Origin of the sequence: Lysobacter capsici, assembly GCF_014779555.2 — a bacterium.
GTDB classification, from domain to species: domain Bacteria; phylum Pseudomonadota; class Gammaproteobacteria; order Xanthomonadales; family Xanthomonadaceae; genus Lysobacter; species Lysobacter capsici.
The window spans coordinates 1,069,118-1,088,155 of sequence record NZ_CP094357.1 but is presented as its reverse complement, the minus strand read 5'-3'; the positions used below and the strand labels follow the sequence as shown (position 1 = coordinate 1,088,155).

The 19,038-nt window shown below is 64.4% G+C and carries 9 protein-coding genes, 2 tRNA genes, 2 rRNA genes and 1 other RNA gene; 8 read left to right on the top strand and 6 right to left on the bottom strand.

Features of this window, described 5'->3' with window-relative positions; all coding sequences use genetic code 11:
* The first annotated feature begins 161 nt into the window (after positions 1-161).
* The 8 genes from IEQ11_RS04430 (at position 162) to IEQ11_RS04395 (ending at position 9,978) form a co-directional block, all read left to right on the top strand.
* On the top strand, positions 162-4,760 hold the full coding sequence (locus IEQ11_RS04430; RefSeq protein ID WP_191821970.1) for an EAL domain-containing protein: 4,599 nt from the start codon (positions 162-164) through the stop codon (positions 4,758-4,760).
* A 235-nt stretch (positions 4,761-4,995) separates the two neighbouring features.
* Positions 4,996-5,217, top strand: a complete 222-nt coding sequence (locus IEQ11_RS04425) for a TIGR02449 family protein (RefSeq protein ID WP_036108784.1) — start codon at positions 4,996-4,998, stop codon at positions 5,215-5,217.
* A 39-nt stretch (positions 5,218-5,256) separates the two neighbouring features.
* A complete protein-coding gene (locus IEQ11_RS04420; RefSeq protein WP_191821971.1) occupies positions 5,257-5,556 on the top strand; it encodes a cell division protein ZapA in 300 nt (99 codons plus the stop codon).
* A 452-nt stretch (positions 5,557-6,008) separates the two neighbouring features.
* Positions 6,009-6,194, top strand: a non-coding RNA gene (gene ssrS / locus IEQ11_RS04415) — 6S RNA.
* Positions 6,195-6,437: 243 nt separating this feature from the next.
* A complete protein-coding gene (locus IEQ11_RS04410) occupies positions 6,438-7,031 on the top strand; it encodes a 5-formyltetrahydrofolate cyclo-ligase (RefSeq protein WP_046655509.1) in 594 nt (197 codons plus the stop codon).
* A gap of 28 nt (positions 7,032-7,059) precedes the next feature.
* Entirely contained in the window at positions 7,060-7,530 is a 471-nt protein-coding gene (locus tag IEQ11_RS04405) for an EVE domain-containing protein (protein WP_046655506.1), read from the top strand.
* Positions 7,531-7,683: 153 nt separating this feature from the next.
* Positions 7,684-8,346: a ribose-5-phosphate isomerase RpiA gene (rpiA, locus tag IEQ11_RS04400; protein ID WP_191821972.1), complete on the top strand. Its 663-nt coding sequence runs from the start codon at positions 7,684-7,686 to the stop codon at positions 8,344-8,346.
* A gap of 144 nt (positions 8,347-8,490) precedes the next feature.
* Positions 8,491-9,978 carry a Y-family DNA polymerase gene (locus IEQ11_RS04395; RefSeq protein ID WP_191821973.1) on the top strand — a complete coding sequence of 496 codons (1,488 nt, stop codon included), beginning with the start codon at positions 8,491-8,493 and terminating at the stop codon, positions 9,976-9,978.
* A 172-nt stretch (positions 9,979-10,150) separates the two neighbouring features.
* Here IEQ11_RS04395 and IEQ11_RS04390 read toward each other — a convergent pair whose 3' ends face one another.
* The 6 genes from IEQ11_RS04390 to IEQ11_RS04365 all read right to left on the bottom strand — a co-directional run bounded on the left by IEQ11_RS04390 (position 10,151) and on the right by IEQ11_RS04365 (position 18,970).
* Complete coding sequence (locus IEQ11_RS04390) at positions 10,151-11,983, bottom strand: ABC transporter ATP-binding protein (RefSeq protein WP_191821977.1); 1,833 nt, start codon at positions 11,981-11,983, stop codon at positions 10,151-10,153.
* A gap of 475 nt (positions 11,984-12,458) precedes the next feature.
* On the bottom strand, positions 12,459-14,678 hold the full coding sequence (locus tag IEQ11_RS04385) for a hypothetical protein (protein ID WP_247024723.1): 2,220 nt from the start codon (positions 14,676-14,678) through the stop codon (positions 12,459-12,461).
* Positions 14,679-15,386: 708 nt separating this feature from the next.
* Positions 15,387-15,501, bottom strand: a 5S ribosomal RNA gene (gene rrf / locus IEQ11_RS04380).
* 171 nt (positions 15,502-15,672) lie between these two features.
* Positions 15,673-18,538: ribosomal RNA gene (locus IEQ11_RS04375) — 23S ribosomal RNA — on the bottom strand.
* Between the two features lie 260 nt (positions 18,539-18,798).
* Positions 18,799-18,875: transfer RNA gene (locus IEQ11_RS04370), tRNA-Ile, on the bottom strand.
* 19 nt (positions 18,876-18,894) lie between these two features.
* Positions 18,895-18,970, bottom strand: a tRNA-Ala gene (locus tag IEQ11_RS04365).
* Between the last annotated feature and the right edge of the window lie 68 nt (positions 18,971-19,038).

Below are 19,038 nucleotides of genomic sequence, written 5' to 3'. Positions count from 1 at the left end.
CCTGCGGACATTCATGGGGTTCGCGGCGACGGCGCCGCGGCGCGCCGCGACGGCGAACCCCGCTCGAACCGACAGCGTGCCGGAAAAGATAGCTTCAGAGCTTGTTGCTGCCACGACCGCTTGCCTACACTGCGGCTCTTGTGCCTTGCGCCACGGTGTCCGTGCGTTCCTTATCCCCCGCCGCCCTGCTGACCGCCGGTCTCACCGCCTTGCTGCTGTGGGCGACGGCGTGGCCGCAGCCCGCCGAGGCGGCGACGCGCGATTTCTATTTCTCGCGCCGGGGCAGCGAACAAGGCCTCAGCCAGAACTCGGTCACCGCCTTCACCCAGGACGTGCACGGCTTCGTCTGGGTCGGCACCCAGGGCGGCCTGCACCGTTACGACGGCCAGCGCTACCTGCCGTATCGCCACGATCCGCGCGACCCGGCCAGCCTGCCCGACAGCTACGTCACCGCGCTCGCGCTCGACGGCCAGCGCGCGTTGTGGATCGGCACCCATTCCGAATACCTGGCCCGCCTGGACCTGGCCAGCGGCAGCATCCATCGCTACGGCGCGCCCGATTCGCAGGCCGGGCGGCAAGTCGTCGCGCTGATGCCGTGGCGCGAGTCGCTGCTGATCGGCACCCTCGCCGGCCTGGAACGGCTGGACCCGCAGACCGGCACGCGCGAACTGCTGTTGGCCCTGCCCGGCGAAGCCAGCCGGCAGTCGCCGTGGCAGGCGCTGGCCCAGGCCCGCGACGGCAGCGCCTGGCTGGCCAGCGCCGCCGGTCTGCATCGGATCCTGCCCAGCGGCAAGGTCGAACGGATCGGCGCGGCGATCGCCCTGCGCAGCGTGATGATCGACCGCCGCGGCCGGCTCTGGGCCGGCGGCGCCGACGGCCTGTACCGGCTCGACGGCCACACCGGCATCCTGGTCAAGGTCGAGGATGAAGCGCTGTCGGCGCTGCGCGACGCGCGCGCCATCGTCGAAGCGCCGGACCGGCGGATCTGGATTTCCGGCTACGGCAACGGTCTGTACCGGCACGACCCCGACAGCGGTCACACCCAGCGCGTGCACGCCGAGTCCGGGGTCGAGGCGACCTTGCCGGAGGACACCATCAACGCGCTGATGGTCGATCACGGCGGCCTGCTGTGGGCCGGCGGCCAGTTCCGCGGCGCCGCCGTCGCCGATCCACGCGGCACCCGTTTCAGCTACGTGCTCGACCTGGACGACGACCGCGGCCGCGGTTCGGCCTCCGACGCCAGCGTGCGCAGCCTGGCCCAGGACGACAGCGGCGCGATCTGGATCGGCACCGACAGCGCGCGCCTGCGCCGCTACGACCTGTCCGGCGATCGCTTCCAGGACCTCACCGGCTTGCTGCCGGCGGCGGCGCGGCAAGGCCCGATCGGCGCGATCGCGCGCGAACCCGACGTCGCCGCCGCGCCCGGCACCAGTGCGGCCGAGGCCCGCTCGCCGCACAAACCCACGCCCGGCCGCCTGTGGCTGGCGACCCGCGCCGGCCTGTTGCGGCTGGAACCGGGCACCCAGCGGGTCGAGACCATCGACCTGCGCGGCTACCGCGACGCCCCGCTGCGCACCCTGCAATTCGCCCGCGACGGCAGCCTGTGGCTGGGCGGCGAAGACATCGGCGCGCTGCACTACCTGCCCGACTCCGGCGCGCTGGTCCGCTACGCCTACCGCGAAGGCGATCCCAAGGGCCTGAGCCATCCGCGCGTCAACGCGATCTTGGAAGATCGCAAGGGCCGGGTCTGGCTCGGCACCGGCGACGGCCTGGACCTGCTCGATCCCGACACCGGCTACCTGCGCCACTACCGCCACGTCACCGATCAGGCCGACAGCCTGCCGGGCAATCTGGTGCTGGCCCTGCACCAGGCCGCCGACGGCACGATCTGGGTCGGCACCCAGGCCGGGCTGAGCCGGGTGATCGAATTCGGCGACGGCCGCATCCGCTTCGAACACCCGCTCGCGCAGGTGCTGGGCGATCATCCGGTGCCGGTGGTGTTCACCATCGCCGAGCGTCCGGCCGGGCGGCTGTGGCTGGGCACCGACGCGGGCATCCTGCGCTTCGATTCGGGCGCCTCGCTGGTGCGCCGCTACGGCCTGGCCGACGGTCTGCAGGACCTGGAATTCAACGCCGGCGCGGTCGCCACCCTGGCCGACGGCCGGCTCGCCTTCGGCGGCGTGCGCGGGCTGAACCTGTTCGATCCCACCCGCATCGCCGATTCGCGCTACACCCCGCCGGTACGCCTGCTCGGCGCCTGGATCGGCTCGGACACCAGCGCCGGCGCCAGCGCGCTGTGGCAGTCGGCCAAGCTCGAGGTGCCTGACGGCGCCGGCATCCTGCGCCTGCGCATCGGCGCGCTGGATTTCGGCCCCAACTCCGGCATCCGCTATCGCTACCGCATGGACGGGTTCGACCGCGACTGGATCGACAACGGCCCGCGCCAGGACATCACCTACACCCGCCTGCCGCCGGGCCGCTATCTGTTCCGCGCCCAGTCGACCAACCGCGACGGGGTGTGGAACACCCAGGAACTGCGCATCCCGGTCAGCGTCGATCCGCCGCTGTGGCGGCATCCCCTGGCGATCGCCGCCGCGGCGCTGGCCGCGCTGGGCCTGCTGCTGAGTTTCGGCTGGCGCTGGCACGTCGCCCGCCAGCGCGAGCGCGGCTATTTCACCCAGATCCGCGAACGCGAAGAGCGCCTGAAACTGGCGCTGTGGGCCTCGGGCGAACAGTTCTGGGACTACGACCTGCAACGGCGCGAGCTGCACCGCATGCGCGTCGACGATCACAACCCGCAGTCGCCCGACATCGGCGTGCAGGCCGACATCGCCGACGATCACGAGATCCATCCCGACGATCTGTCGCGGGTCACCGAACTGCTGCGCAAGCACCTCAAGGGCGACGCCGCGCTGTTCCTGTCCGAACACCGCATGCGCACGCCCAAGGGCGAGTGGGGCTGGGTGCGCGCCCGCGGCCGGGTGGTCGAACGCGACGCCGAGGGCCATCCGGTGCGCGTGGCCGGCACCGGCCGCGACGTCACCGCGATCCGCAGCGCCGAACGCGAACGGCGCATTTCCAGCGAAGTGCTGCGTTCGATGGCCGAAGCCGTGGCGGTGTTCGACCGCGACTTCGTGTTCGTCTCGATCAACCCGGCGTTCTCGCGCATGACCGGCTATCCCGAGAACGAAGTCATCGGCCAGACCACCGGCCTGCTCGACAGCCGCCAGCACGACCCGGAGTTCTACTCGGACATGCGCGCCGAACTGCAGCGCAGCGGCCGCTGGTCGGGCGAGATCTGGCAGCAGCGCAAGGACGGCAACGAATTCCTGTGCTGGCTGCAGGCCTCGATCGTGCTCGACAGCAGCGGCCAGCGCGGCCACTACGTCGCGGTGCTGACCGACATCACCGACCAGAAGCGCGCCGAACAGGAACTGCGCTACCTGGCCAATTACGACACCCTGACCAGCCTGCCCAACCGCACCCTGCTGTCGGAGCGGCTGTCGCGGGCGATCGTGCGCGCGCGCCGCCACGGCCATCGCATCGCGCTGTTGTTCCTGGATCTGGACCGGTTCAAGGACATCAACGACTCGCTCGGCCACGCCGCCGGCGACCGCATCCTGCGCGCCGCCGCGGTGCGCCTGCAGGAAACCGTCGGCGCCGAGCACACCGTCGCCCGCCTGGGCGGCGACGAATTCACCGTGGTCCTGGAAAACCTCGACACGCCCGAGCAGGCCGAGGACGTGGCGCGGCGCCTGATCAAGGCGTTCGAAGCGCCGCTGGATTTCGACGAACGCCACGACGTGGCGATCTCGCCGTCGATCGGCATCAGCGTCTACCCCGATCACGCCCAGGTCCCGACCGACCTGCTCAAGCACGCCGACACCGCGATGTACCAGGCCAAGGCCGCCGGCCGGCGCACCTTCATGCGCTACACCGAGGCGATGGACGTGGAGATCCGCCAGCGCGCGACCATCTCCGCCGCGCTGCGCAAGGTGCTCGACCGCGGCGAACTGCGCCTGGTCTATCAGCCGCGCCTGTCGCTGCCCGAGGCGCGCATCAACGGCGTGGAAGCGCTGCTGCGCTGGAACAGCCCGGAGCACGGCAACATCCCGCCGTCGGAATTCATTCCGCTCGCCGAGGAAAGCGGGCTGATCCTGGAAATCGGCGAATGGGCGATGCGCGAGGCCTGCAACCGCCTGCGCCAGTGGCGTCAGCAGGGGCTCGATCAGCTATCGGTGTCGGTCAACGTGTCGGCGATCCAGCTGCTGCGCGGCGACCTGCCCAAGATGGTCGCCCGCGCGCTCAGCGAAAGCGGGATCCCGCCTTGGCGGCTGGAACTGGAACTGACCGAGAGCGTGGTCATGTCCAACGCCGCGCACACCTCCAACACCATGCAGGCGCTGCGCGAACTCGGCGTGGCGCTGGCGGTGGACGATTTCGGCACCGGTTATTCCTCGCTGGCCTATCTCAAGCGCCTGCCGATCAACACGCTGAAGATCGACAAGGAATTCATCAGCGACCTGACCCGCGACCCCGACGACGAAGCGATCACCAGCACCGTCATCACCATGGCCCATTCGCTGGGCCTGAACGTGGTCGCCGAGGGCGTGGAACTGGAAGAGCAGATGGAGTTCCTGCGCGCGCACGGCTGCGACGAAATCCAGGGCTACTGGCTGGCTCGCCCGCTCGAAGCCGACGTGTGCCTGAAGTTCATCCAGGAATGGCAGCCGCCGGAGAGCCTGCGCCCGGCGGTTTGAAAGTCGGGAATCGGGAATCGGGAATCGGGAATGGTCTCGGCGTGCGGTCCGACGTCCGACTGTAGGAGCGGCGCGAGCCGCGACCGCGCCCCTTCCGATCACCACGCCGGCCCGATGGCGCGTACGACCGCCACGCGCATCACCGGCCTCACCTGCCCCCCACCACCGTAACCATCCCCCAACCACCCCCACAGCCGCCTTGACCGCCCCCGCCCCGGCCTGCCATCGTGCCGGGATGGAACGCGCCGAACTACTCGCCGAATTGCAGTCGCTGCTTGCCCGCGTCGACGAGCTCGGCGACCGCGTGCGCAAACTCAGCGACGAGAACCGCAGCCTCCGCCAGCAGCAGGAACAACTGGTCGGCGAACGCTCGGCCCTGCTGGCCAAGAATGAGCAGGCGCGCACCCGCGTCGAGGCCATGATCGCGCGACTCAAGTCGCTGGAGCAGCACACGTGATCCCCCTTTCGATGAACCCGTTCGGATGAGCCTGAGCGCATGACCAGCGAAGCCGTCAGCATCAGCCTGCTCGACCGCGAATACACCGTGGGCTGCGAGCCCAACGAGCGCGACGACCTGCTCGCCGCCGCGCGCATGCTCGACAGCAAGATGCGCGAAATCCGCGGCGGCAACCGCATGGCCGCGCTCGACCGCGTCGCCGTGCTGGCCGCGCTCAATTTCGCCCACGAACTGCAGCAACTGCGCGGCGACGGCAACAGCCGCGACCGCGAGCTCGCGCGCACCCTCGACGAATTGCACCGCAAGCTCGACAGCCTGTTCGACGCCGCGATTCGCTGAACGCCCGCGGCTGTGCGCCGACGCGCCTGCGGCGCGGCGGCTATCGCTGAATACCGGCCGCTGCAGAACATCGATCGCCCCGCGGCGATCTACCCGGCGACATCGGCACTCCAAGAACGCCGGCACTTCAAGGCCGTCATCCCCGCGAAGGCGGGGATCCAGGGCTTCACTGCGACGAATCCGCCAGTTCCCGCACGCACGCCGCGCACCGGCGCACACCGTCCTCGGACCACCACGACATCGCCGCATCTCGGCGCACACGCGACACCGCGCAACCAAGCCGCGCATCCACGCATGCCACCGCATCGTCCCCATCCTTGCGACTGCGCGCGACCGTCATCACGCAAGTCCCCGTTCATGCGTATCCGCATAACACAAGCGCATGAACCGCAACGCTGCATCGCCGACGAGCGGACTGACCTATGCGAACGCAGGCGCTATACTCCCGCCCACGTCCTCTGCTGTGCGCGACGGCCTGCCAAACATTCGCCTTGTCCCTTAATAACGACACCGGGGACGCAACCGGAATCCGGAGTGCAAGTCCGCCTCGTAGCGGGAAGCCCGAAGATCCCCAAGCGTCCCCACTTGAACCCAGGGTTCAAGGTCGTTTCGCAAGCATCGTCATTGGCGGAGGACTACTTTTCCCGGAACGGGCGCGAGATCACCCCAGGTGAACTCGCGCCCGTTTCCTTATGCCCGCGCGACAGGCCCGCGCGCCGCGCCGACCTCGGCGACGCCCATGCACGGATCCCGGTAAAATCGGCCGAAGCCGCTCGCGCCGCCGCGGAATCCCGACGCACCACGCCGACGCCGCACATCGGTCCCCATCGCCGACCCAGCCAAACCCGGCCTTCCCCGATCCGCCCCTCCAGGACCCGCCCATGACCGACGATCGCAAGACGCTGCGCCGCGAACTGCGCGCCCGCCGCCGCAATCTCGGCGCGCCCGCGCGGATCGCCGGCGCCGAGGCCATCGCCGCGCGCCTGCTGGCGCTGCCGTTCGCGCCGAGCGAGGGCTACGTGGCCGGTTACTGGGCGATGGACGGCGAAATCGCGCTGCACGCCTGGCAATTGCGCCTGCCCAAGGACTGCATCTACTGCCTGCCGGTGCTGCACGAAGACCAGCGGTTGCGGTTCGCGCCGTGGCGGCCGGGCGACGCGCTGATCCCCAACAAATTCGGCATTCCCGAACCCGCGCTGGCGGAAACCTCGTTGCTCGAACCCGAACAGCTGAGCCTGATCGTCCTGCCGCTGGTAGGTTTTGATAGCCGCGGCCACCGGCTCGGCATGGGCGGCGGCTGGTACGATCGCAGCTTCGCATTCCGCCAGCAGCGCGCCGCGCCGCCGTGGCTGGTCGGCGCCGGGTTCGAGACCCAGCGCGTGGATCGCCTCGACGCCGCCGACTGGGACGTCGCCCTGGACGCGGTCTGCACCGAGGCCGACACCCTGGACTGCCGCTCCGCCGTGTTCGCCTGATCCTCTCCACGTTCCCACAGAGTCCCGCATGACCGCACGCCGCCGCTACTGGCTGATGAAGTCCGAACCGGACACCTTCTCCATCGACGACCTGCAGCGCGTCGGCGTCGAACCGTGGAACGGCGTGCGCAACTACCAAGCGCGCAACTACATGCGCGACGGCATGAAGACCGGCGATGGCGTGCTGTTCTATCACTCCAACACCGCCGTGCCCGGCATTGTCGGCATCGCCACGATTTCCAGCGAAGCCTATCCCGACCCGACCCAGTTCGATCCCAAGTCCGACTACCACGACCCCAAGAGCACCCGCGAAGAACCGCGCTGGCTGCTGGTCGACGTCGCCTTCGAACGCAAACTCAAGCGCACGATTTCGCTCGACGAAATCAAGGCCCGCAGCGAGCAGCTAGGCGAAGACTTCGCCCTGACCCGCCGCGGCAACCGCCTGTCGGTGCTGCCGGTCTCGGCGGCGCAGTGGAAGGTGTTGTTGGCGATGGAATAGCCGGTGGGGCCGGGAATCGGGAATGGAGAATCGGGAATCGTTAAAAGCGGCCTGCGCTCCATCCCAATCTCACTCAGATCCCACACCCGCTTTTGCTTTTACCGCTTCTCGCTCTTACCGATTCCCCATTCCCAATTCCCGATTCCCGCCCCAATGACTGAAGCCAAACGCCTGGCCGGCGAAAAAGCCATCGATTACATCGAAGACGGCATGATCGTCGGCGTCGGTACCGGTTCCACCGTCGCGTTCTTCATCGAGGCGCTGGGCCGGGTGAAACATCGCATCAAGGGCGCGGTGTCCAGCTCCGAACAGAGCAGCGCGCGCCTGCAGGCGCTCGGCATCGAAGTGCTCGACCTCAACGCCACCGGTCCGCTGGCGCTGTACGTCGACGGCGCCGACGAATGCGATCCGCACAAGCGCCTGATCAAGGGCGGCGGCGCCGCGCTGACCCGCGAGAAGATCATCGCCGAGGCCAGCGCCAAGTTCGTGTGCATCGTCGATCCGGCCAAGCGCGTCGACGTGCTCGGCAAGTTTCCGCTGCCGGTGGAAGTCGTGCCGATGGCGCGCAGCCTGGTCGCGCGCGAGATCCTCGGCATGACCCGCGGCCAGCCGGTGTGGCGCCAGGACGCCAACGGCGCCGGCGTGGTCACCGACAACGGCAACTACATCCTCGACATCCACAACCTCGCCATCGTCGATCCGGTGACGATGGAATCGGCGATCAACCAGATCCCCGGCGTGGTCAGCGTCGGCCTGTTCGCGCGCCGCCCGGCCGACATCGTGATCGTCGGCGGCGAACCGCCGATCGTGCTGTAAGCGACCGAGGCGACACGCGATCTCAGTCGACGCGACGATCCGCCGGCAGGCTCGGCGGATCGGTTCCAGGATCAGTTCAGGCGCCGGTTCACCCGCCCGCGATCGCGCGGCGCGATACTGAGTCCCCATGCGTGGCCCGCCGCCATGACCCTGCGCTGCCTGTTCGTCGACTTCAACTCCTACTTCGCCTCGGTCGAGCAATTCGACCACAAGGAGTTGCGCGGCCGCCCGGTCGGCGTGGTGCCGGTGATGGCGGCGACGACCTGCTGCATCGCCGCCAGCCCCGAAGCCAAGCGCGTCGGCGTCAAGACCGGCACGCCGGTGCACGAAGCGCTCGAGCGCTGCCCCGACATCATGATCGTGCAGGCGCGGCCGGCGCGTTACGTCGAACTGCATCACCGGCTGATCGCCGCGATCGAGGACTGCATCCCGATCGACGGCAAGCCGCTGTCGATCGATGAAGTCGCCTGCCGCCTGATCGGCCGCGAACGTCAGCGCGATCAGGCCATCGCGATCGCGCGCAAGATCAAGCAGACCCTGGTCGATCGCGAGCTCAGCCCGATCCTGTGTTCGATCGGCATCGCGCCCAACACCTTCCTGGCCAAGACCGCCTCCGACATCCAGAAAGTCGACGGCCTGACCGTGATCGAGCTTTCCGACCTGCCGCACGCGCTGCACGGCCTGCAATTGCACGACCTGTGCGGGATCGGCCCGTCGATGCTGCAACGGTTGATCGACGCCGGCATCGACACAGTCGCGAAACTGGCCGCCGCGCCGCGCGAGCATCTGCGCGCGATCTGGGGCGGCATCGAAGGCGAGCGTTTCTGGGCGCAGCTGCGCGGCATCGAACCGCCGTCGCGGCAGCGCAAGACAGTGGCCTCGGTCGGCCACTCGCACGTGCTCGACCCGCAGATGCGCAGCGCGCAAGGCATGCGTTCGGTGATGTTCAAGCTGCTCGCCAAGGCCGCGATGCGGCTGCGCGGCGAGCGTTGCCAGGCGCGCGGCATGAGCCTGCACATCCGTTTCGTCGGCAAGGAGCAACGCTTCAGCCGCGACCTGTCGTTCGCGCCGCTCGACGACACCCCGACCCTGCTGCAACTGATGGCCGACGCGATCGAACCCTTGATGCGCGCCGCCGACGGCCGCTGGCAGGTACACCGCTACCCGCCGCTGTCGGTGGCCGTCTCGCTGACCGACCTGCAGCCGAGCACCGCCGACACCGCGTCACTGTTTCCCGATCGTCACCGCAATCAAGCGCTGACCCGCGTGCTCGATCAGGTCAATCAACGCTACGGCCACAACCGCCTGTACTTCGGCACCATGCAGCACGCGCTCGAGCAAGGCGCCGCGCCGATGCGCATTCCGTTCCAGCACATTCCCGATCAAGCCACCGAAGCCGACGTCGGCGACCCCGCGCACGCCGACCCGAGCATGGACGAACTGTGGCTGCAGCGCGAACGCCAGTTCAAGGCGATGGCCGAAACCGCGCATCGTCAGGCGCGCGAACGCAGCGCGCCGAAACCCAAACCGGCGACACCTTCGCACCAACCTTCCGGCGTAGGCGGGTGGGTCCGCAAACGCCGCGACCAAGCCGATCCCGACGGCCGCGGCACCACCGGCTCGCTGTTCTAACCACCGCGCACCAACATTCGCCCCCTGTAGGAGCGGCGCGAGCCGCGACCGCGAATTCAAACCGACGACGCAATCCCGCCATCGCGATTACTCAACAACCAACATCACACCGACTCGTTCACAAAAAAACGGGCGAGGCCAAAGCCCCGCCCGCTTTCTTCAACACAATCTCTTACGCATCCACGGCGACAAATCCCCCCGTCTGCCGCTTCCACAGCCGCGCATACAACCCATCGCGCGCGATCAACTGCTCATGCGTCCCGGTCTCGATGATGTGGCCGCGATCCATCACCACCAATCGGTCCATCCGCGCGATGGTCGACAAGCGATGCGCGATCGCAATAACCGTCTTGCCGGCCATCAGCGTTTCCAGACTCTCCTGGATCGCCGCCTCGGCTTCCGAATCCAGCGCCGAGGTCGCCTCATCCAGGATCAGGATCGGCGCGTTCTTCAACAGCACCCGCGCGATCGCGATGCGCTGCCTCTGGCCGCCCGACAACTTGACCCCGCGTTCGCCGACCAGCGCGTCATAACCCACCCGGCCTTCGCCATCGACCAGGCGCGGAATGAACTCATCCGCACGCGCCTTGCGCACGGCCTCGAACATCTCCGCATCGCTGGCCTCCGGCCGGCCGTACAGCAGGTTGTCGCGGATCGAGCGGTGCAGCAGCGAGGTATCCTGAGTGACCACGCCGATCTGCGAACGCAGGCTTTCCTGAGTGACGCCGGCGATGTCCTGCCCATCGACCAGGATGCGACCGCTTTCCAGATCGTACAGCCGCAGCAGGATATTCATCAGCGTCGACTTGCCCGCGCCCGACGGCCCGACCAGGCCGATCTTCTCGCCCGGCTTCACCTCCAGATCCAGATCCGCGATCAGGCCGCTGTCCTGGCCGTAATGGAAATGCACGTTCTCAAAGCGCACGCTGCCGCGTTCGACCTGCAACGGCTGCGCATCGACGCGATCGGTCACGGTCAACGGCCGCGAAATCGTTTCGATGCCGTCCTGCACCGTGCCGATGTCCTCGAAGATGCCGTTCACCGTCCACATGATCCAACCCGACATGTTGTGGATGCGAATCACCAGGCCGGTCGCCAAGGCGATCGCGCCGACCGTGATCGCGCCGCGATGCCACAACCACAACGACAGGCCGCAGGTGCCGACGATCAACAAGCCGTTGAGCACGCTGATGCTGACGCCCATCGACGTGGTCATGCGGGTCATGTCGCGCGAACGCTGGGTCTGTTCGACCATCGCTTCGGCCACGTATTGCTCTTCGCGCCGCGAGTGCGCGAACAACTTCAACGTGGTGATGTTGCTGTAGCCGTCGACGATGCGTCCCATCAGCTTGGAACGCGCATCCGATGCGCGCCACGAACGTTCCTTGACCCGCGGCACGAAGTAACGCATCAAGCCGATGAACAACACGATCCACACCAGCAACGGCACCATCAGCCAGGCATCGGCCTGAGCGAACAGATACACCGCCGACGCCGAGTACACGATCACGTACCAGATCGCGTCGAACGCCTGGGTGGTGGATTCGCGCAACGACGGACCGGTCTGCATGATCCGGTTCGCGACCCGGCCGGCGAAGTCGTTCTGGAAGAAGCTCAGACTCTGCTTGAGCATGTAGCGATGCGTCTGCCATCGCACCAGGTTGGTCATGCTGGGATGCACGGCCTGATTGAGCAGCAGGTCGTGCAGCCCCAGGCAGATCGGACGCGCGATCAGCATCACCGCCGCCATCCACAGCAGCTCGCTGCCGTGCCGGGCAAACAGCGCCTGCGCCGGCGTGGTGTTGACCAGATCCACGACCTTGCCCAGGTAGTCGAACATCACCACCTCGACGATGGCGACGAAGAACCCGACCACGGTCAGGACCACGAACACCGGCCACGCTTGGCGGATGAAATGCCAATAGAACGCCGCCACCGAACGCGGCGGCATGGTGTCCGGCGCGGGCCGGAACGGGTCGATCAACGATTCGAACCAACGAAAAATCATCATGGCGATCAGCCTTGTTTGAACTTGGAAACTCCCGCGGCGCGAGCCATCCGCGCGCGCCGGCAAGGCGCATGCGATGACGCACGAGAGCGAACGGGCGCAGCAATGCGCCGGATCAACGAATCGGGAGAGAGAGGCGGCGGGCGAATGCGCGCTATCCAGGGCCATAACAGACCCCAGACACGAACGACCTGCCTGACACGGCCCGGGCATCGCCCTGGACCGCGGAATCGGACTTAGTGCTGAACCTTGCCGATGGTTGTGAACTTCATCTGGACCTCTCCTTGCGATCTCGGATCGGTCGGCCGGGGAGCAATCGCCCGACCGCGCGGGTCGCCATGCGCGACCGATGGCGAGTGTAACCGCGTCGCGGGCTCGCTGCATCCGACCAAAGTCGGTGGATCGTCGCGATATCGCAAATCCGGGCGCCGCCAGATATGGATCGGCGCCCGCTGCGCGTTTCGAACTGCGCTTACAGGTCGCGATGCAACCATTGCCCGCCGCTGTAGAACAGCTCATGCAGCATGTTGTCGTCGCTCGCCTGTGCCTGCATGTCCTCGTCGCCGCGATATACGATCCGCGCCACTCCATTCGCGTCGACGAAGCCCATCGGATCGGCATTCGCTTTCAACGCGCCGCGCGTGGCGCTCAAGTCGTTGAGCAGCCATTGGCCGTTCCAGTCGACCAGCTCAAGGATGCGTCCGTCTTCGCCTCGGTACACCACACGCGCCGCGTTGCCGGCGACGAATCCCATCGGGTTGCCGAGCCCTTTCGGTGCGCCGGTCAGCAGCGACAGATCGGTATGGGTCCACGCGCCGTTGTTGATCCGCAACTCGTGAAGATCTCCGGCCGAATCCAGATAGACCACACGCGGCAGACCATTGGTATCGGCGAACCCCTGTGGGTCGGAGCGCACGCTCGCTCCCGGCCCGGCCAGCGGCGTCATGTCCCATTGCCGCCACTCGCCGTTCCAGTAATACAGCTCGCCGATGCCGTTATCGACCGTGTGGAACACGATCCGCGGCGAACCGCTGGCGACGTAAGCCATCGCGCCCAAGGCCGGCCGCGGACGCGCCGGCACGCTCTCGGTGGAGAGGTTCGCGCGATGCCAGCCGCCGGCATCCATATACAGTTCGTGGATATCGCCGGCCATGTCGCGATACACCACATGCGGCATGTTCGCACTGTCGACGAACGTGCGCGGATCGGAATACGCGTCCGCGGCGCCGAGCGCGGCCGATAGATTCCACTCGGTCCACTGGCCATTGTGGCGAAAGATCTCGCGGATCGCGCGATGGGTATCGCGATAGACCACGCGTGGCGCCGCGGCGGCGAAGTAACCCACCGGCTCGCCGAGCGCCGGCCCCGCTGAAAGCACGACCTTGTCGGCCGCGCCCTGACCGATCTCGCCCTGGAACAGCTGAATCGAATTGTCGCTATTGCGAAACACCACGGCCGAACCATCGCCGATGTAACCGGCCGGCGCGCCCGCCGCCGAATGGTCCAGTACCGAGGTGATACGAATATTGCTCACGCTCATGCCGAGCTGAGCGTGGCCCGGTACAGCGTTGCTGTCGTGGATTTCGCCGTTCACGTTCAACAGGGTGATGTCGTAATCGAGCGGGTTCAGCGATATTTCCGGCAACCGATCGTTGGGGTCGGCGCGATGACTCGCGACCGCTTCGAGGACTGCACGGAACTGGCTCGACGACATTCGGAAATGCACGCGCGAATGAAACGGTGCGCTGGTTTTGTAGACCATGGAGTTGTCCATGCGCCGGATCCAGTGCGCTTGATCCTTGGGCTCCATCAGACCGGTCTGCGCGATCGGATGCGTCAGCGTTCCCGAAGTGTCGCCATGCACGTATTGTTTGGTTGCGTACTGCGGATCGCGCGTATAGAACTCCACCGTCATCGAGAAGTCGCACACCTTCGGCGGTGGGACAGGCTCACCGGGCGCACGCGGCGGCGGCGGCTCGCAATAGTAAGGCTGCCGATTCCTGGCAATCAGCTGGAAGTAGGCTTGCGCGGATCCATCGGTGATCGTTCCGTTCGGGAGCCAGTCGTTCTTGCTCGATCCGTCATGGTGAACACCGACATCGAATGCCACATCGAACTGGTGCGCCACGGTGGGAAACAACTTGGCAAGCGGAGAGGGCGGGTAATACCAGCAACCGGCGTTCATCGAGCCGTGCCCGTCGTTTACATTCGCGGGGGTACCGCTGAAGCGACGAAAATCCGGATCGAGCGAGTTCATCCACATGCCCAGACGTCCATCGTCGAGCTGCAACCCCGAACGGCCGTAGCTGTCGATGAAGCCCCGTTGGACCTGGCTTAACGGACCGGACGGGTTGAACCCGGTGTATTCGCCGATATTCCACGACATCACCGGTCGCAACGCCGCCGCCTGCTCCTCCGGTTCGAACCAGATGCTCCACAGCTTGAAGTGGTTGAACTGCGGGAATTTCGAATTTCCGGTCGGCGAGGCGATCGGTTTGCTCACTACGCTGTCGATCTGCGCCCTGGGAACGCGAGGCTGATAGAACGGCAGGGACGGCGCCAGCTGATTTTGCGCGTTCGGCGGCGTCAATCCATAAGCCATGCAATCCAGCGAAGCCAAGGTCACCAGTGGCTGCGCTTCCGCGGCCCGGGCCGATGCCGCCGGACACAGACCGATGATGAGGGTGAACATGCATGCCTCCAGAAACGTCAGGGGCATGCGCCTTTGCAACGAGATATCTTCCATGGCTATTCCTTGCTCACTGGCCTGATCCGGACTGGTGACCGGACATCGCCTGGATTTTGTCAGCGCGCTATCGCATCGATTGCGCCGTTCCGGCGGTGGCCGGCCCGTTGTCAACGCGGCGGCGACCGGTCCAGGCCTTGCCAGAGATCATGCGGCAACTTGTTTTCCGCATAGATTTTTTGGCGCCAGCGAGCAGATATCGGTTGTCCGCCAGACCTGATCAGCGCCACGCGCCAATGGGCGCGCAGCCTCGGTAGCCCTAGTAGGCGCGTCGCACGCCGCGACCGCGCGACCGCGCATTTGATGCGAGCCGGAAATCGCCAGTCTCGGCAAAGCCGTCCCGGTGGTCGCACACCGGTTATCTGTCCAAGCGGATGTATTGCGCAGCTGGCCGTCTGCGTCGTTCCGGCATCCGCTCGCAGTAGGCGTTTCGCAAACGGCGACCGCAGGCCCCGCTTACGTCGGATGTGGGTATTCAGGTCGCGGCTCGCGCCGCTCCTACAGGTCGGGGCCGTGGCGGCATCGATTATCCGAACGACACGTCGATCGATTATCAGCGCATTAACTTCGCAATCCAGCCGCGGGCCTGGCATGCTTTTGTTTGGCGCAAAGAAAAACGCCGCAACCAGTGGTTGCGGCGTTTTAGGGTAAAGCCCCTGGCGATGACCTACTCTTGCATGGCTTAGGCCACACTACCATCGGCGCATGTGCGTTTCACTTCCGAGTTCGGGATGGGATCGGGTGGTGCCACACAGCTATTATCACCAGGGAGAGGGTGGAGGGTCGCAGGCTTCGGTGGATTGAAGTTGCGCTCACGCTCACGTGGGTGTGCTTTCAACGGAATGGACCCCGTTGTCGGCGAATAAGTTGGAATGTAGCGAACAGTATTTTGGATGGAACGTCTTAACGTGTCAATGAAGCCAAGGCAACTTGAGGTTATATGGTCAAGCCACACGGATCATTAGTACAGGTTAGCTCAATGCGTTGCCGCACTTACACACCCTGCCTATCAACCACCTAGTCTTGATGGTTCCTTTAGGGGACTTAAAGTCCCGGGAGATCTCATCTTGAGGCGCGCTTCCCGCTTAGATGCTTTCAGCGGTTATCGCTTCCGAACATAGCTACCCGGCAGTGCCACTGGCGTGACAACCGGAACACCAGAGGTTCGTCCACTCCGGTCCTCTCGTACTAGGAGCAGCCCCTCTCAAATCTCCAACGCCCACGACAGATAGGGACCGAACTGTCTCACGACGTTCTGAACCCAGCTCGCGTACCACTTTAAATGGCGAACAGCCATACCCTTGGGACCGACTACAGCCCCAGGATGTGATGAGCCGACATCGAGGTGCCAAACACCGCCGTCGATATGAACTCTTGGGCGGTATCAGCCTGTTATCCCCGGAGTACCTTTTATCCGTTGAGCGATGGCCCTTCCATACAGAACCACCGGATCACTAAGACCTACTTTCGTACCTGCTTGATCCGTCGATCTTGCAGTCAAGCACGCTTATGCCTTTGCACACAGTGCGCGATGTCCGACCGCGCTGAGCGTACCTTCGTGCTCCTCCGTTACACTTTGGGAGGAGACCGCCCCAGTCAAACTACCCACCATACACGGTCCCTGACCCGGATAACGGGCCTAGGTTAGAACGTCAAGCACGACAGGGTGGTATTTCAAGGATGGCTCCACCACAGCTAGCGCCATGGTTTCATAGCCTCCCACCTATCCTACACAGACGAACTCAACGTTCAGTGTAAAGCTATAGTAAAGGTTCACGGGGTCTTTCCGTCTTGCCGCGGGAACGCTGCATCTTCACAGCGATTTCAATTTCACTGAGTCTCGGGTGGAGACAGCGCCGCTGTCGTTACGCCATTCGTGCAGGTCGGAACTTACCCGACAAGGAATTTCGCTACCTTAGGACCGTTATAGTTACGGCCGCCGTTTACTGGGGCTTCGATCAAGAGCTTCGCCTTGCGGCTGACCCCATCAATTAACCTTCCAGCACCGGGCAGGCGTCACACCCTATACGTCCACTTTCGTGTTTGCAGAGTGCTGTGTTTTTGATAAACAGTCGCAGCGGCCTGGTCACTGCGGCCCCCCTCAGCTATTAACCGTGGAGGGCGCACCTTCTCCCGAAGTTACGGTGCTATTTTGCCTAGTTCCTTCACCCGAGTTCTCTCAAGCGCCTTAGAATTCTCATCCTGCCCACCTGTGTCGGTTTACGGTACGGTCTGCGTAAGCTGAAGCTTAGGAGCTTTTCCTGGAAGCGTGATATCGGCAGCCTAGCCCGAATGGGCCGGTCCTTAGTCTCAACGTTGCTCCCCCGGATTTGCCAAAGGGAACCGCCTCAACTCTCTCACCAGGACAACCAACGCCTGGCCTGCCTAACCTTCTCCGTCCCTCCATCGCACTTACGCGAGGTGCAGGAATATTAACCTGCTTCCCATCGACTACGCTTTTCAGCCTCGCCTTAGGGGCCGACTCACCCTGCGTCGATTAACGTTGCGCAAGGAAACCTTGGGCTTTCGGCGTGCGGGCTTTTCACCCGCATTATCGTTACTCATGTCAGCATTCGCACTTCCGATACCTCCAGCAGACTTCTCAATCCACCTTCAACGGCTTACGGAACGCTCCTCTACCGCGCATCACAAAGTGATGCACCCCAAGCTTCGGTTTATCGCTTAGCCCCGTTAAATCTTCCGCGCAGACCGACTCGACCAGTGAGCTATTACGCTTTCTTTAAAGGGTGGCTGCTTCTAAGCCAACCTCCTGGCTGTCTGTGCCTTTCCACATCGTTCACCACTTAGCGATAAATTTGGGACCTTAGCTGTGGGTCTGGGTTGTTTCCCTTTTCACGACGGACGTTAGCACCCGCCGTGTGTCTCCCGGATAGTACGTGCTGGTATTCGGAGTTTGCCATGGTTTGGTAAGTCGCAATGACCCCCTAGCCATAACAGTGCTCTACCCCCAGCAGTATTCGTCCGAGGCGCTACCTAAATAGCTTTCGAGGAGAACCAGCTATCTCCGGGTTCGATTAGCTTTTCACTCCTAATCACACCTCATCCCCGTCTTTTGCAACAGACGTGGGTTCGGGCCTCCAGTTGATGTTACTCAACCTTCACCCTGGGCATGACTAGATCACCCGGTTTCGGGTCTACTGCCCGCGACTATGCGCCCTTATCAGACTCGGTTTCCCTTCGCCTCCCCTATACGGTTAAGCTTGCCACGAACAGTAAGTCGCTGACCCATTATACAAAAGGTACGCAGTCACTCTTGCGAGCTCCTACTGCTTGTACGCACACGGTTTCAGGGTCTATTTCACTCCCTTCACCAGGGTTCTTTTCGCCTTTCCCTCACGGTACTGGTTCACTATCGGTCGGTCAGGAGTATTTAGCCTTGGAGGATGGTCCCCCCATGTTCAGACAGGGTTTCTCGTGCCCCGCCCTACTCGATTTCATCGCATCAGCCCCTTCACATACAGGGCTGTCACCTTCTATGGCCGAGCTTTCCAACTCGTTTTGCTGAAGCTGATGCAACTTAAGGGCTAGTCCCCGTTCGCTCGTCACTACTTAGGGAATCTCGGTTGATTTCTTTTCCTCCGGGTACTTAGATATTTCAGTTCTCCGGGTTCGCTTCCAGCAGCTATGTATTCACTGCAGGATACCTATTGCTAGGTGGGTTTCCCCATTCGGACATCACGGGATCAAAGCTTATTGCCAGCTCCCCCGCGCTTTTCGCAGGCTATCACGTCCTTCATCGCCTCTGACCGCCAAGGCATCCACCGTGTGCGCTTATTCGCTTGACCATATAACCCCAAGTTGCCTCGGAATTACACGGGTCCAGGGGTACAAAGCCCGGACTCGAATATAACGACTCAATTAATAAAGTGTCTTTCGACACTCGCCTTAGCCTCACGACACGTCATGGACATTCCGTCTCAAAACGCTCGCTACATTCCAGTTTTTCAAAGAACACTTGAAAGGCTTCAGCGCCTTTCCAGTTTCAAATCTTTATGTGTGTGCGCAATTCAGAAGTCTTGTCGTTTGCCTTAACTCTTCACCAGGGTGGTGGGTCTGGGAGGACTCGAACCACCGGCCTCGCCCTTATCAGGGGCGCGCTCTAACCACCTGAGCTACAGACCCAAAACTGCTACTGGCTAGGTGGTGGAGCTTGTCGGGATCGAACCGACGACCCCCTGCTTGCAAAGCAGGTGCTCTCCCAGCTGAGCTAAAGCCCCATCGAAACGGGACGACTCCTCAATCGCCCTGTGGCGATCGGGAACTCTGAATGCAGGTCACTTGTGCG

What these genes read in the sequence shown, in the direction of transcription:
- IEQ11_RS04425 (WP_036108784.1), top strand. Translation starts at nt 4,996, where the DNA reads ATGGAACGCGCCGAACTACTCGCCGAATTGCAGTCGCTGCTTGCCCGC.
- IEQ11_RS04420 (WP_191821971.1), top strand. Translation starts at nt 5,257, where the DNA reads ATGACCAGCGAAGCCGTCAGCATCAGCCTGCTCGACCGCGAATACACC.
- IEQ11_RS04410 (WP_046655509.1), top strand. Translation starts at nt 6,438, where the DNA reads ATGACCGACGATCGCAAGACGCTGCGCCGCGAACTGCGCGCCCGCCGC.
- IEQ11_RS04405 (WP_046655506.1), top strand. Translation starts at nt 7,060, where the DNA reads ATGACCGCACGCCGCCGCTACTGGCTGATGAAGTCCGAACCGGACACC.
- rpiA (WP_191821972.1), top strand. Translation starts at nt 7,684, where the DNA reads ATGACTGAAGCCAAACGCCTGGCCGGCGAAAAAGCCATCGATTACATC.
- IEQ11_RS04395 (WP_191821973.1), top strand. Translation starts at nt 8,491, where the DNA reads ATGACCCTGCGCTGCCTGTTCGTCGACTTCAACTCCTACTTCGCCTCG.
- IEQ11_RS04385 (WP_247024723.1), bottom strand. Translation starts at nt 14,678, where the DNA reads ATGTTCACCCTCATCATCGGTCTGTGTCCGGCGGCATCGGCCCGGGCC.